Origin of the sequence: Roseimaritima multifibrata, from assembly GCF_007741495.1 — a bacterium.
Lineage (GTDB): Bacteria > Planctomycetota > Planctomycetia > Pirellulales > Pirellulaceae > Roseimaritima > Roseimaritima multifibrata.
Map to the genome: position 1 here is coordinate 3,219,894 of NZ_CP036262.1, position 14,373 is coordinate 3,234,266.

The 14,373-nt window shown below is 52.7% G+C and carries 8 protein-coding genes; 5 read left to right on the plus strand and 3 right to left on the minus strand.

Annotation, left to right across the window (positions count from 1 at the left end; translation table 11 throughout):
• The first annotated feature begins 254 nt into the window (after window positions 1-254).
• Both FF011L_RS11740 and FF011L_RS11745 read left to right on the plus strand, forming a co-directional pair.
• Window positions 255-3,026 (plus strand): leucine-rich repeat domain-containing protein, encoded by a 2,772-nt coding sequence (locus tag FF011L_RS11740; protein ID WP_145351847.1) that lies wholly within the window; start codon window positions 255-257, stop codon window positions 3,024-3,026.
• On the plus strand, window positions 3,013-5,268 hold the full coding sequence (locus FF011L_RS11745; RefSeq protein WP_145351848.1) for a WD40 repeat domain-containing protein: 2,256 nt from the start codon (window positions 3,013-3,015) through the stop codon (window positions 5,266-5,268). The genes FF011L_RS11740 and FF011L_RS11745 overlap by 14 nt, the downstream gene beginning before the upstream one ends.
• An 83-nt stretch (window positions 5,269-5,351) precedes the next feature.
• Here the strand turns inward: FF011L_RS11745 and FF011L_RS11750 are convergent, their stop codons facing one another.
• Window positions 5,352-6,833, minus strand: a complete 1,482-nt coding sequence (locus FF011L_RS11750) for an adenylate/guanylate cyclase domain-containing protein (RefSeq protein WP_246109878.1) — start codon at window positions 6,831-6,833, stop codon at window positions 5,352-5,354.
• 797 nt (window positions 6,834-7,630) lie between these two features.
• Between FF011L_RS11750 and FF011L_RS11755 the strand changes: the two genes are divergently transcribed.
• From FF011L_RS11755 to FF011L_RS11765, 3 genes are all read left to right on the plus strand, one after another.
• The gene (locus FF011L_RS11755) at window positions 7,631-9,124 is read left to right on the plus strand and encodes a sulfatase family protein (RefSeq protein ID WP_145351849.1); all 1,494 of its coding nucleotides are present in this window, start codon (window positions 7,631-7,633) and stop codon (window positions 9,122-9,124) included.
• 3 nt (window positions 9,125-9,127) lie between these two features.
• Window positions 9,128-9,961, plus strand: coding sequence for a DUF1853 family protein (locus FF011L_RS11760; protein WP_145351850.1), 834 nt, complete (start codon window positions 9,128-9,130; stop codon window positions 9,959-9,961).
• Between the two features lie 69 nt (window positions 9,962-10,030).
• Window positions 10,031-11,482 carry a sulfatase family protein gene (locus tag FF011L_RS11765; protein ID WP_218933156.1) on the plus strand — a complete coding sequence of 484 codons (1,452 nt, stop codon included), beginning with the start codon at window positions 10,031-10,033 and terminating at the stop codon, window positions 11,480-11,482.
• 79 nt (window positions 11,483-11,561) lie between these two features.
• Here the strand turns inward: FF011L_RS11765 and FF011L_RS11770 are convergent, their stop codons facing one another.
• Entirely contained in the window at window positions 11,562-12,479 is a 918-nt protein-coding gene (locus tag FF011L_RS11770; protein ID WP_145351852.1) for a hypothetical protein, read from the minus strand.
• Between the two features lie 116 nt (window positions 12,480-12,595).
• A complete protein-coding gene (locus FF011L_RS11775) occupies window positions 12,596-14,176 on the minus strand; it encodes a TolC family protein (RefSeq protein ID WP_246109912.1) in 1,581 nt (526 codons plus the stop codon).
• Window positions 14,177-14,373 lie beyond the last annotated feature (197 nt).

Consider the following 14,373-nt stretch of genomic DNA (forward strand, 5'->3'; position numbering starts at 1 on the left):
CCATTTTCTTGCCAAATTTCTAGTCGATATCAAAACGGCTTTCATTTTGCGGCTCCTGACCCCATTTTCTCTGGCATCGAAATTTGATTGTTACTGACCGGGGGGGGCGGTAAGATAGCTCGTTCTCGTTAAAGAGTAGCGGATTTTGCAATGACTTGCGGAGTACGTCGATTGTCTGGCGAGTCCGATGGTGGCACATACGAAACATGCCACAACGCTCCCGAATCACTTAATGAATGGGTGGACACGCAAGTATGGACAGGAACCGACTAAGTGCCGTTTTGGGGTGGTTCGTGTTCCTTGCGATCGTTGTGGCGATTAACTGGCCTTACCAGTATTCCACCCATCGAACCACCGGTCCGATGGGGCGGATTGGGGTAAGCATTAACCATTTGGATGGTGATTTTGCATTGCCTGTGATTGCTGGCTGGCCCTGTCACTTCTACTACCATTTCGACTACGGGGAACGCCAACCGAAATACAGTCGCTGGTCTTATGCAGCGTTGTTAGGCAATTTGGTGTTGATCGTGACGACTGTTTTGGCACTTGTTTTCTATCAGCGCCGTCGTCGCTACGCATCATTAAATCAAACTGGAAAGGCAAGCAAAGAGTCGAAGAGGGGGCAGCTCTCGATTGCCGACTTGGTGATCGCCACCATGGTGGTTGCCATGCCGCTGGGATACTGGCAACTCTTAAAACGTCGCGGTGAGCAAGAGCTGGAACGGATTGCAGGAATTGACGAAATTGGTAATTACGCTCGCTCGGCGGAATTGCCGAGATTTCTCGAAGAACATCTTCCCGGACCGTTTGTCGAAGCGTGCATGCGGGTCACGAACGTGACCGTGACCGCCCCCGATCAGCAGCTTCTCGATGGAATCATGCAGCTGCCGCATCTGAAAGAGTTTCGCATTGGCGGAGGCGATTACGCGTTAAGTTCTTTGAGATCGTTGCCAAACTTCCGTGACCTAACCGTTCTGCAGATTTCTGGTCGTGAGTTGGACGTTCAGACGATTCAGATGGTCAGCCAGATCGAACGACTGCGGCATCTGGATCTTGGCCGCACCAATGTCTCTTCTTCAGCGTTGACGTTGTTGAGTGAATTGCCGCGATTGCGACTTTTGAATTTAATCGGGTCGGGCGTGCGACTAGATCAGATACAGCATCCCATCTGCCCTCAATCACTGCAGGTTTTGTGTTTGCCTCGCCCAGAGCCGGGCCATACGGATCATTTGGTGGTGGAGGGATATCCGCGGTTGTCGCAAATCCTCTGCCAATCACATGATGCTGCAGCGAATAGTTCGGTACTGGAAATCGAAATACGCGACTGTCCCGAATTTCTAAGTTTAATGATGGGAGGGATGCAGAAGGTTTCCATTAAGTTGGAGAACCTACCGATGTTGTGGCAGATTGTTTCGATCAACGCTTTATGGCAACAACGCATCGCGGCTTCGGAATCGATCCCAGGTGAGCTGTGGGTCAAATCATTGCAGATAGACGGCGCACCGAACCTGGTCGAATTCGATTTCTTTGTGCGAGATCTTGAGTATTTGCGTTTTAAAAATGTCCCCAAGTTAAAGACCGTCGGCGTCGCTTCTTACCGGAAATTTGGGGATGGTTCGACACGCCAAGAAGAGTTTCTTAGCCCAACAGCGATCAAGGCGATGGTCGAAGGTTTTGCTGAGAGTGATGGTCCTGAAAAAATTGATTTAGCGGCGGTGCCGTTGCAAGGCGTTGACTTGGGGGCTCTTGCCGAAAATCCGCGGATCGTGAGTCTGGACCTGTCGGATAGCAATACCAACTCGCGAGACTGGGAGACATTACGTGAAATAGCGCAACTGCAAAGCTTGAACGTCAGCAGGAACCCAGGGTCGAACATTTCTTTGGCCAGCCTATTGGAAAAGTTTCCCAACCTGCAGCGTTTGACCTGCGATAATCTTTCACAGAGTGATTTCGTGATCGAAGGCAAGGATGAATTGGAAACGATTTTTATAACCACTAACGTCTTTGGCATGGAAGAAAAGGGTTCTTCTTCGACTCTAAACGTTTGGAACCAGCAGCGCATTCGGCTGGCAAATCTTCCCAAGTTCAATAACACCATTTCGATTGGCCCTTTTTCAAGTCACATCGAATTGGTGAACGTTCCTAGCCTGAAAGGGCTGACGATTCATCGACCGCTTTCGCAGGAGAACGTGTTGGCGGGATTTCGGGACTTGAAAACATTTGCTGTCGGTGGAAAGTACGTTGACGATCAGCTTTTGCAAGAATTGTCTACTTGTAGATCTATTCAGCATTTGGCTTTGGTGCACGCCAGTGCCAGTTGGGAGGAAATCGGCAAACTATTGGCGGTCAATCCCATCCTTACTTTGGATCTAAGAGGAACCGTGGTGGACGATCAGCTGCTTGCGCAGATTCGTGACGTGAAGCAATTGGAGGAAGTCTATTTAGATGACACGGGGGTCACCGGAAAAGTGCTGCAGTCGCTGGCTCCGGCAGTTGGGTTGCTGACACTAGGGATCAATGGGGCAGCCCTGACAGAGGCGGAAATCGATTCTTTGAACCAATTCAGGAATCTGAAACGTTTGCATTTGAGCGGCAGCAATCTAACGCCAACGCAGTTAGAGAAGATGTTGGGTCGACCGAGGCTAAAACACCTAGACCTTTCGGGACAGCCGTTTGGTCGCGAGCATGCCCAAGCGTTGCTGGATGCCCGATTGGAGGGTTTGCAGTTTCTGGCGTTAAGTGGGAAGGAAATTGACCCACAGGCGGTCATCATGTTGCTCCAGGGATACCCGCGACTGGAGCTTTCGTTGCCTGACGAATGCCTCCCGGTAGAGTTGTATTCGGAGTTGTTGACAAGAGGTCGGGTTCGGGCAAATGACCAGGGAGATTCGGCGGACCGATTGTGGTCTACCGTATTCCAAATGACGCAAGATCCCGAATTGCAATCCAGCCGCCCCGTGGAAATGATCATCCAGCCTTGGATGTTCGAACCAAAGGAAGAGGTCCAGTTTGATGCTGAATTCTAAAAATGCTCGGAACCGATTTCCTCTCTCAGGACTGCTGGTGCTGGCGTTTGTCGTTACTGCCGGATGTGAGCCCGTTCCTGCTCCGGTAAGTGAATTGCCAGCGGTCCCTGCGGGGATTGAAATGGTCGATATGGATAGCGGACGGTTTGACTGGAATACCGGTGTAGGTGGATTGATCGTCAACAAGCCCGCTCCGTTCACCTTTTTGCGATCGAAGGATGAACCGTTGGTGTCCGCGGAGTTTCTTGCGGCACGCCCGAAACCAGCTCCGTTTGACGCTGAAACCGAACGGAAGCTCGCGAATTTGATGGGCTCCCGTGCTGAGCCTTTTTTCTCTCAACGTCCGTTTTTCTCTGCTCAGGGGGAGATTGATTTAGGAACGGATGCAGGTGCGGTCTCTAGTTTCGCGCTTTCGGCGGACGGGAAGTATTTGCTGGTCGTGGCTAAGGAGGTGGTCGTCTACGAAGTTGAAAGTAGGCAATTAAAGTTTCGCTTAGGTGGCGTTGAAGGATCGGTCAGTCATTGTCTGTGGCCCGCCGGCGATACCTTTTATGTCGCGGATGAAAAAGCAATCCACCGAGCGACCGTGGGGACATCGGAGAGTTTGCAGCAGGTCAAGACGCTCTCGCAGCCACTGGCGACCTGGCAGCACGCCGCAAAGGCCCCCGTGATCTTTGGATGTTATCAGGATGGAAAAGTCTTTCGCCTGGATACCAAGGAAAATCGTTTCGTTGATCTGAAAGTTACCGTTGGCGGTAAATTGAAAGTGTTGGCGGTTCAGCCCAACGGCGATGGCATCCTCTGTACCGCTGACAATGGGGTGACGACCTTTCGCTTTGATAATGAGCGGTTGGTCAACCGACAGTTAACCGCTCTGAATCGTGATAATCAGGTGGTTTCGTTAGCCTGTTGGACCTCTACTTCGCGACTGTGGTCCGATGGCGATAATATTTACTCACTGCCGAGTGAAAATGCGGAGGAATCCGCTAAGCAACCCGAGCGATCGCCCCGCCTGTTGTGGAAGCCATTAGCACTGATCGGTAAGTACGACAAAGAAGACAACCAAAACCAAATCACTGCGGTCGTCCGTCGCAAGGATATTGAAGGTAATCTGCATCTTTCGGTTGCGGACGTCTATCACGAGGATTTAACCCATTCGATCCCCTTCGATCTACAGGTTGAAAATCTGAAGGATGTTGCCCTCGACGGACGAGGGCTTATGGTCGCGCAGCATCTAGGCAATGCGATTCAGATTCATCGACGAGGAGTCTGGGAGTTTCCCAACCTGGCGCGAACGCGTTACATCGTTGCCACTGCGTTCCGAACTCAAAATTTTGATCGGATCGATCAGTTGGCAAAATTTGCGTTGGCTGGAGAAGGCTATCGTTGGGGGCTTGATGCCCAGGAGATGTTTGGCATTGTCCAGGATACTTGTGCAGAGGTCTGGCTGCAGGTTAGGCAGCGATGGGGTGAGACCGAGGATGAAGCGGAAAAGCAAAAGTATGCTGAATTCCTGTCAAAGGCTGAGAAGTGGGCGGAAACCAGTGTGGTAGGGATGTCCAGTCAACTGGATATGAAAATTCAGTTTGGTTGGAAGGCCCGCGGTGATGGTTTGGGGTACACGGTGTCGCAGCAAGGCTGGAAAGTGCTTGAACGCGAATTGGCGGAGGCAGCCGAGATGCTGGACGATTGGTTGAAAGAGGATCCCTATGCACCGGCGATCATGTATGCTCATCGAATGACCATCGCCATGGGGCGAGGCGAATCGCATTCCAGTGTCGAAGAGCATTTGCGTGTGGCAACGGCCCTGTATCCAACCCATGTTAGTTTGCATTCGGCCGTTGCCGAATGGCTAGCGCCAAAATGGTCAGGGAGCGAAGGCGACAGTGCAGGGTACCTTGCCGCTGTGATGAAACATGGAGACCCCGAAGTCGCCGCACGCCAGTACGCGCGGATCGTATGCAATAAATTGGGGCATTACACCGAACCCGTCGGGTTGGTTCTGCATGGTCATTATGATGTTCGAAGCGCCGTATTGGCAGCGGAGAGCATGGTGTCGCTGGAGCCCGCTTACGACTGGCATCTCGTTCGTTTGTTAGCGCTTGCAAACTCATTTGAAATGCGTACGCAGGAGCTGATTCTCGCAAAATACATGCAAGCACATTTTCTGTATGATCCAAGTCGATATGGCGAGCGGTACCAGCAATTCATGCCTGCTCTGTATGAAAACCTTCCTGAATAGCAAGCAGGCAACACCACTGGGGGCCGAGGTCCGCGCACAAGCTACGATTAAATTCGGAGCACCTAGGCGATGGACGTCACCATTTAATCACAATTTACCGCACCGTAGATTTGCAGGCTGGTCGATTTGCCTTTGACGTTTTGACGCGGCAATTCGACAAAGTTCTTGGCGGTAGAGAGTGCATCGTAAGTCGTTCCGGTAATGAGCAGGTCATATCCTGTTGATTTCGTTAACGCTTCGACTCTAGCTGCGACATTCACCGTATCGCCCATCGCCGTATATTCATGGCGTTCGGGGGCTCCGATACTGCCTACCATGGCAATCCCCGTATTGATCCCGACACCGATTTTCATTTGAGACCATCCCAGTTTCTCAAAGTCTTCCTTGAGGGCGTCGATACGTGCGAGGAGTTCACAGCCCGCTTCGACGGCCGCATCGGCATGTTGTCGGTCGCTTGATGGGACTCCACCGCTTCCGAAAATCGCCATGAAACCGTCGCCGAGAAACTTATTGATCATCCCGTCGTGCTTTTCAACGATTTTGACCGCCTCGCCGAACATCAAATTCAATCCAGCGATAACGTCATCGACCGGCGCATCGGCGGATTGAGCTGTGAAATTTCGCACATCCGCGAACATCACCGAAATCAATTGTTTGGTGCCGCCGAGAGTTCCTGAAGCGGATTTGTAATCGACTCCATCCTGTGCCGCCAAGATTTGCTTCGCCGCCTCACGCCCAACGTGCCGACCAAAGGTCGCTTGTAAACGCTCCCGTTCGGCAAGTCCCGTAATCATGGAATTGAATTGATTGATCAGCATGCCGAATTCGTCCGCGCGAAGGGTTTTGATTTGTGCGGAGAAGTCTCCCTCGGCAACCGCCAACGAGGCGCGTTTCAATTCCAGTACCGGCGTCGCCACCAGACGCCCCAGCAGCAAAGACGTTGCCATGCCGAAACTAACTGCGACGGCGGCGACCACAAGTGCAAATGCAGGGGCGGATTCCGTTGCATCGGGTACCAAAATCAAGAGGACCAATGACAATACCGGGCTGACCACGGCGGACGCGGACCACATCAGTCCCCGCTGCGAAATCGTCATCGGTGCGGTCCCGGGGACGTTCGCTGGCGTCCCTGTCTGAAAAAAGACAGGAAACAAAGTTTGTTGAATCACTAATTCAACGGCGAAAAAACTATGGGTGACCGCGATCAACGATGCGATCAGAAAGGACGTCGTTAGGTGAACAACGACATTGCTCGATAGCGGTTCATCTAAACTTGCTAGAGCAAGAGGAAATACGGGGATGCAGATCAACCATCCCACCGACGCGACGGCCAAGAACCACCATGGCAGGTTCACAACTTTTCGTTGCGACGTCTTCAACACATCTTCGCTCACACTTCGACCATCGATTAGGTCTCGGTGGATCGGACGCAATTGAATAATTGGAATCAGGAAAAGGATCACCGCAAGCGGATAAATGACCATGTTGAACCACTGCCAGCAGGATTCGAAACGAGCCATCTGCTGAGCGGATAGCAACGGTTCAATCTGCTGGGAATTGTACAATATGTTAAAGACGCTTCCGACGAAATTAGCGACGACCGGGGACAGGACAACAACTATTAGTCCATGACGCTGGGAGAACGTCCAGTCTGGCGTGGATGGTCGCGGCGGAAAGGTAGCAGAGTTGCCCCGGAAATTTGGATCAATGGCGTCGTTGGGCAAAGTACTTTTCCGTTTAGCAATAAGCGTTCGGCACACGCGCGGCGTCCGTTGGCCTAGATGGTAACCTTAGAACGCAACGATCGTGGGGCTGGCTTCTTCTTTATCCAGTGGATTCGCCTGAAAGACCGAGGCAGTGCCTGGAAGGATTCTATATCTTTGCAAAAGGTAAACCGTCACGTCAGTACCTGCGGCAAGTCTTTTCGGCAAGAAAATGGGGGCAAGAAAATGGGGGCAAGAAAATGGGAGCAAGAAAATGGGAGCAAGAAAATGGGAGCAGGGAATTGGGGGAGTGGATGGAGAGTGCGGAACATAAACCGGTCTCTCCAGACAAATCTCCAGTCACCAGGTTCCTGTCTAATTTAACTTTAGGGATTACAGCCCTAGGCAACATCCTTTTCGCGTATTTCGGTTGTTTCGCGGTTGTCCTCTCTCGTCCCCGGGCATTGCGCGTTTCCGTTTCCAATCGCGAAACAATTCCATCCCTTATTCCCTATTTTCTTGCCCCCATTTTCTTGCCAATTCTAGCCCCCAGGCACGCAGTTCCACGGTCGCCCGATTTGACATCTGAAATCGTAGCGAGGAGACTGTGAGTTGAAATTTTGCTTCCAATAGCCCGTCATTTTTTGATTTGGAATGATATGAGTCGTAGAGCATTCTCGTCGTCCCCATTGCCTGCGAACGATTTGTTACCTGAGGGAAGCATTGTTTTGCGGCGACCATCCAAGGTTCTGTTCGCGTTGGCGCTTTGCTTTTCCGGATTCGCACAGACTTTCTTTGGGGCCGAGCTGCTTGCTGATTCCCAGTCCTCACCGAATTTCATCGTTATCTTCACGGACGACCAGGGCTACAACGATTTGGGCTGCTTTGGGTCGAAGACGATCAAAACGCCCCATATCGATCGACTTGCCGCCGAGGGCCGGAAATACACCAGTTTCTATACGGCTTGCTCCGTTTGTTCTCCGTCCCGAGCGGCCCTCTTGACCGGCAGTTATCCCAAACGTGTCGGGATGCACAAACACGTACTGTTCCCCAAAAGTGATTATGGGTTGAATCCTTCTGAGTATACGATCGCGGACCATTTGAAATCACAAGGGTATGCGACGGCCTGTGTTGGTAAATGGCACTTGGGCCATCACCCCGAAATACTCCCGCGAGCCAACGGGTTCGATTCCTATTATGGAATTCCGTACTCCAATGACATGAACCATCCTGATAACGCTCGGAAATCGAAAATTGCATCGGACCGTTTGTGGGAGAGCCAAGGAACCAGCATCACTTATTGGAACACTCCACTATTTGAGAATGAAGAGATTGTCGAACTGCCTGTCGACCAGCGAACGATCACGCGTCGCTACACCGACAAGGCTATCGATTTCGTAACAGAGAATCAGGACAAGCCATTTTTTCTCTACCTGCCACACTCGATGCCGCACATTCCTTTGTATGTGCCTGAGGACGTTTACGATCCCGATCCGCAGAATGCTTACAAATGTGTGATTGAGCACATCGATGCGGAGGTCGGCCGGTTAGCGGATACGGTTCGCGAGTTGGGATTAGATAAAAACACCTACATCATCTACACCAGCGACAACGGACCTTGGTTGCAATTCAAAAATCATGGTGGCAGCGCCGATCCCCTACGGGCGGGAAAGGGGACCACTTTCGAAGGCGGACAACGCGTCCCCTGTGTCGTATGGGGACCGGGAAGAATTCCTGCAGGAACGCAGTGTGATGCAATGACCTCTACCATGGATTTGCTGCCAACGATCGCTAGTTTGTCAGGAGCCCCCCTTCCCGATATCCCGACGATTGATGGATACGACATCACCGGGACCTTTAAGACAAATGAATCGCCTCGAAACGAGCTGTTGTTTTATTCGTCCGTTGGTGCCTTGCAAGGCATTCGACTGGGAGACTGGAAGTACCTTGAAGTGGTTTCTAGACCGAATGCCAGGAAGTCAAAAACGGGAAAGCCTTCGGTCGGGATCTATCTGTTTCAACTAAGCGATGACATTGGCGAGCAAAACAACCTGATCGACCAACATCCAGAAATCGCTGCGAAATTGAAAGCTCGAATGCAAGAAGCCGATGCCGAAATCACCGCGAACGCACGTCCCGTGTGGCGTAAGTAGCGGATGCTTCAATCGCAAGAACTGCGAGATCTAACCTGGGTGGTTGAAAGTCCGTTCCTGTTAAATCCGCACCCTGACTTGCCGAAGTTTGATTGGCGATCGGTATCCTTATCACAGTTGACAGCGTTCTGTCAGGAGAAACCGTCGCGAAGAGTCGGGCGGTATTTCGAAGGCTTAGTGCTGTACTGGTTGCAGCATGTTCGCAAAATCCAGGTGGTTGCGGAATCGCTCCAGGTTCGGTCTGGGAAACGGACGCTCGGCGAAATTGATTTTCTCTTTCGCGACGAGTCAAGCAAACTGACGCACTGGGAGGTGGCTGTCAAATTCTATTTGTTCCATCCGAACCGGACGTTTGCCGGCAGCCACTACATCGGTCCCAATGCCGGCGATACGTTTGAACGTAAACGAGAGCGGATGTTTCGGCATCAGCTGCCTCTTAGCGAAACCCATTTTCCTGATGTTCAGCAGCGGAACGCATTCGTAAAGGGACGCATTTTTTACCATCCAGACGATGGTTCCCAGCCACAGTTGCCGGAAGGCCTCGCTCCCGATCATCTTCGAGGGAACTGGATCCATGCGTTCGAACTGGTCGGCTGGATCCGCAAACAGGATGGGAGACACGCTATCCTGAATAAACCGTATTGGTTGTCCCCTGCTGAATTCGATCAGGACGGAGATTGCGGGCTGTCCGATCACGAAACGATCGAACGCTTGACCAGACATTTTCAGGAGGCTGCTCATCCGGTGCTGGTCAGCCATTTATGCGAATCCGATGGATTGTGGCAAGAAACATCGCGGACCTTTGTTGTGCCTGATCACTGGCCGGGGACAGGGTGATTGTCCTGCATAGGGCTCCGCTGACGTTCGACTTTAATTTTGAAATGAATCCATTGAATGGGGGAAACGATGTCTAGGATCTTCGCCTTGCTGTTGGGGACGTGCTGGTTGGCCGGATCGGTGCTTGCCGATCAAACCCAACCCGCCCAGCCGTCCAAGCCGAATGTGTTGTGGATCTATGTCGATGATATGAGCGACTGGATGGGATGTTATGGCGATTCACTCGCTTTGACGCCTAACATTGATTCGCTTGCCGAGGGAGGCGTCCTGTTTGAGCGAGCCTACATGCCCGCTCCGGTGTGCTCGACCACAAGATCGGCCTTGATCACCGGAACCATGCAGACAAGTTACGGCTTGCATCAGCATCGCACGATGATCAAAGAGGAATTGGCCGAAGGACTACTGACAGTTCCCGAGCTCTTTCGCCGTGCCGGTTACTTGACCTTCAACGAAGCGAAGGATGATTACAATTTCAAACGTGAGCGGTCGCTGATGTATTCCCCAGAATTTGAGCGGCCAAAAATAAATAGCCATCTGGTAGGGCGGGATCTGTCGTGGCTAAAACAACTTCAAGGCAAATCGTTCTTCGGACAGATCCAACTGAAGGGAGGCAAGTTTGGAGGCGAAACCGGAGCGAAGTTCCCCGCCGACAGTTTGGTGGCCGACGATGCGGTGTCCGTGCCACCACAGTATCCGGACCATCCCGTTTTCCGAAACGCGATCGCAAGACACTACGCTCAGATCGCCGAAACAGATGCTCAGGTAGGTGCCATCATTACCGCCCTGAAGGAATACGGGCTCTGGGAGAATACGTACGTCTTCTTCTTTACCGACCATGGAAGTCCGTTGCCGCGTGCGAAGCAGTTCTTATATGAGGAAGGGACCAAAGTTCCACTTATCGTGCATGGGACCGAATCCGATTCACTGGTGTCCGGGGGGGCATCCCGCCGGAGTGATTTGGTTAGTGGGATCGATATCACAATGACTTCGCTTGCCCTTGCCGACATTGCCATTCCGGACTTTATGGAGGGGAAGGATCTTTTTGCGGACGATTATCAGCCGCGTACCTATCTGATTTCTGCGAGAGACCGGATGGGGAACGCGATCGATCGCATTCGCTCCGTCAGCAGTCAGCATTTTCGATACATCCGAAACTACAAAACCGACCGAGCCCTCTTTCAACCGCAATACCGTGATGGATACGCGACCTTCGAAACGTTTCAGAAAATGCGCCGAAGAAATTTGCTCAGCCCGGTACAGGCATCGTATTTCGATTCTGAAAATCGTCCGGCGGAAGAGTTCTATGACCTTCGCGACGACCCTCACCAAGTCGTCAACTTGGCCGAAGATCCAAAGTACGAAACGGCGATTGCGGATCATCGCCGTTTCCTCCACGAGTGGGAGGAAGCGACCGATGACAAGGGACGCTATCCGGAAAGCAAAGAGTCACTGAAAGAGGTTTTTGAACATGCCGCGGGAAAGTGTGTGGCTCCGGAATTTGATTTTTTGCGTACCCAATAGCCAGTGCAGTCGCCGTTGGAAAGTTGAGTGACGCTTGCAACCGGCAAGGCAGGCATCGCCGGCGCTGTTTGGTTTCACGTTATTCGGCGGCGGCCAGTGACCGGTTAATCCATGCCCACACTTCAGATCGCGCCGAACTGGGAGGAAGCAGCCAACGGTCCGTGTGTGCTGATTTGGCTATCGAATTGGGAAACGCCCCCAAAATCTCGTTTGCGTTGATCTGCATAAATGACACGTTGTCGGGGGCGCCAATCGTTTGCTTGACAAACGAACGCGTAGCACGGATATCGCCGTTCTGAATGACAAGCAGCGGTCGATTTCCGATTCTTTTCAGCCGGGAGGCCGCCCGATGTTGGTATTCGGAAAGCGGTTGGCCCCACTCGGTTCCGCCCCACGACCGGACTCCGTCAAAATGATCATGCGTGACCATGATTGTCCAGAGTTTGGCGATTTCAGCATCATGGAGCCCGATGTAACTGACTCCGATAGCGCCTCGGGAAAAGCCACACAGGATCACCGCATTTGGGTCAGCGTTGTAGGTTTGGATGATCCGTGGCACGTTTAACTTGGCATACTCGACCGTCGCCAATTCGTCGCCCCACCAGGTCACTTCATTCTTCTGGTGATCAGCAGAAACGTAGGGAAGGGAAACCCAGATACATTTCCCGGCGGTCAATCCGTATCCCAGGGCTGCGTCCTCCGTTTGCCCTGTCGACCCGGACTGAGGGAACCGGTTGCCGGTGTATTCAAAGATGATCGGATACTGCTTCCCTGTTGGAGTCCAACCGGGAGGAAGGTAGATCGTATGGAAGACAGACGTCGACGCGAATTCAGGAGCCTTCACGACGACCCGTTTGCCAGCTGCTGGATCGCCTGAAGAGATGCCTGGGATCTCAAGCACCTGTTGCGAATCGACGTCCAGCGGTTGGTGGTCGCTTGCTTGTATGCCAAGTGCGGCATAGACGGCGATCGTTAGCACAAGAAGTCTTTTGTGCATGGTCAGGTCATCCCAAGATTCAGAGGTTTCAAGCGTAGACTTGAATTCTAATCTCGCAGAGACCCGACCAGCAAATTTGACGTCGACGCCGCCGGTCGATCACGACCGGCTGGTCGCTATTGTTGGCTAAAGGTCTGTCCGCGGAGGCTGTCGTCGCCACTCTCGTCGACGATGGCATCCAACGCGCCACTAAGCACATAGCCGTCCAGACGCGTGCGTGCTTGTGCCAGCCGGGTCTGGGACTTCAGGTACTGCAGGTTCGTATCGTAGTAGGTGCGGCGAGCGACCAGGACTTGGACGAAGCTGGTCTCCCCGGCGCGGTAGGCTGTTTCAGCCAGCTTAAGTCCTTCGGCCGCGTTGGGAAGGATTTCGTTGTTGTACATCGCGACCGCTGCGAGGGCGGAATCGTATTGCTGCGAAACGATTGCAATCCGTGCCTGAATGGAGTTTTCGATTCGTTGGACTTCGCGGCACGCTCGCATCAATTCGCCTCGAGCCGCTGAAAGATTGCCCTGGTTGCGGTTGAATACAGGGATCGGGGCTCCGACTTGAACATTGATAAATCCGGAATCGGTACCGTTATCGTGACCACCTGCAAGATTGAAATCGAAGTTCGGAATGGCTTGGATTTCCTGCCGGTCGATATTCGCTCGAGCTTGGCTGACCTTTGCTTGGGCCGCCTGGTACTCAGGGCTGGAGTAGACCGTTGTGGCGGTCAGTTCCGTCCAGTCCATGGCAACGTCGGTTTGTGGCAAAGTACCGATCAGGGGTGTGGGGCTAAGGTGAGGGCTACCCGCCAGGGCCGCTAGTTCTCTCCAAGCCGCAGAGTACGCGATTTCAGCTTGTTGCAGCACCAGATCGATTTCGTTCTTTTGAACCTTGGCCTGCACGATATCCAGTTGCGATCCTTCCAGTGCCTCCTTCCGCAGTTCCGAAAGTTCCAGACCCTTGTTGGCAACCTTTTGGAAGTCCTGAACCAATCTCATTCTCTCTTGAGCCGCCAATGCGTCGTAAAACTTAACGCGAACATCGGTGGCAACGCGATACTTCTGAGCTTCCAAATGCAAAAGCTGTGTACGCAGGGCCCGGTCGAGGACACGTCGATTCAGTTCAAGTTTGTCGGCGGTGATGATGGTCTGGGAAATGAAGACGGAGTGTTGATCGGTTCCCTCATCATCCAGTTGCGAACCGCTATATCCAATGGTTGGGTTAGCACGTAAACCAACCTGCGTTCGAAAGCCAGCCGCTTTGCGAGTCGTAGCGACCAAGGCACCGATGGTAGGGTTGTTGGTCAAAGCGAGGGATTCAAAGGCCTCAAGCGTCATCCCACTTGTTGGCTGAGCAGCCGGTTCGGAGTCGGCAGGGAACGGTGGGTCAGCAATCGTGAAGGGAACAAGCGCGGTCAGGTTGGACGCTTCGAAACCGCTGGCTTGAGCTACCGCGTTGGCTGTCTCCGAATCACCTGCCGAGGGTTCGCTCGCATCATGCGCGGTTTGCTGGATCGCTGTCGCTGCAAGGTCCTTTTGGGGAGCCGGTGGTGCGAACTGCGGCGGTATGTCGGCCGTCGTTTCGACCGCGGATTCGGTTCGGTCGAACTGGAATCGCTCGGCGATGGGGCGCATGGTGGAACAACCGATAAAGCTGGTTGTCGACGTGCACAGGATGATCTGAAATAGTCTTTGCCGTCCGATGTTCATATGGTTCACTTAGAGGTAGAGGATCTGTCCAAAGCGGAGTTCGAATCTTTTCGCCCTCTGGCTTGCTAGATCCTCAAGTGGAAACGGACCTGACGACTTCGAGAGGCAGCGCAATTGGACGGTTCGTGTGGCGTGTGTAGCGAACGACGAACGATTGGCTCGGGATACGATGCACAATCGCATGCTGCAGGAGGCTG

Bases quoted from the DNA above. Each gene is read 5' to 3' on its own strand.
- FF011L_RS11770 (WP_145351852.1), bottom strand. From the start codon at position 12,479: ATGCACAAAAGACTTCTTGTGCTAACGATCGCCGTCTATGCCGCACTT.
- FF011L_RS11745 (WP_145351848.1), top strand. From the start codon at position 3,013: ATGCTGAATTCTAAAAATGCTCGGAACCGATTTCCTCTCTCAGGACTG.
- FF011L_RS11740 (WP_145351847.1), top strand. From the start codon at position 255: ATGGACAGGAACCGACTAAGTGCCGTTTTGGGGTGGTTCGTGTTCCTT.
- FF011L_RS11765 (WP_218933156.1), top strand. From the start codon at position 10,031: ATGTCTAGGATCTTCGCCTTGCTGTTGGGGACGTGCTGGTTGGCCGGA.
- FF011L_RS11755 (WP_145351849.1), top strand. From the start codon at position 7,631: ATGAGTCGTAGAGCATTCTCGTCGTCCCCATTGCCTGCGAACGATTTG.
- FF011L_RS11760 (WP_145351850.1), top strand. From the start codon at position 9,128: ATGCTTCAATCGCAAGAACTGCGAGATCTAACCTGGGTGGTTGAAAGT.
- FF011L_RS11775 (WP_246109912.1), bottom strand. From the start codon at position 14,176: ATGAACATCGGACGGCAAAGACTATTTCAGATCATCCTGTGCACGTCG.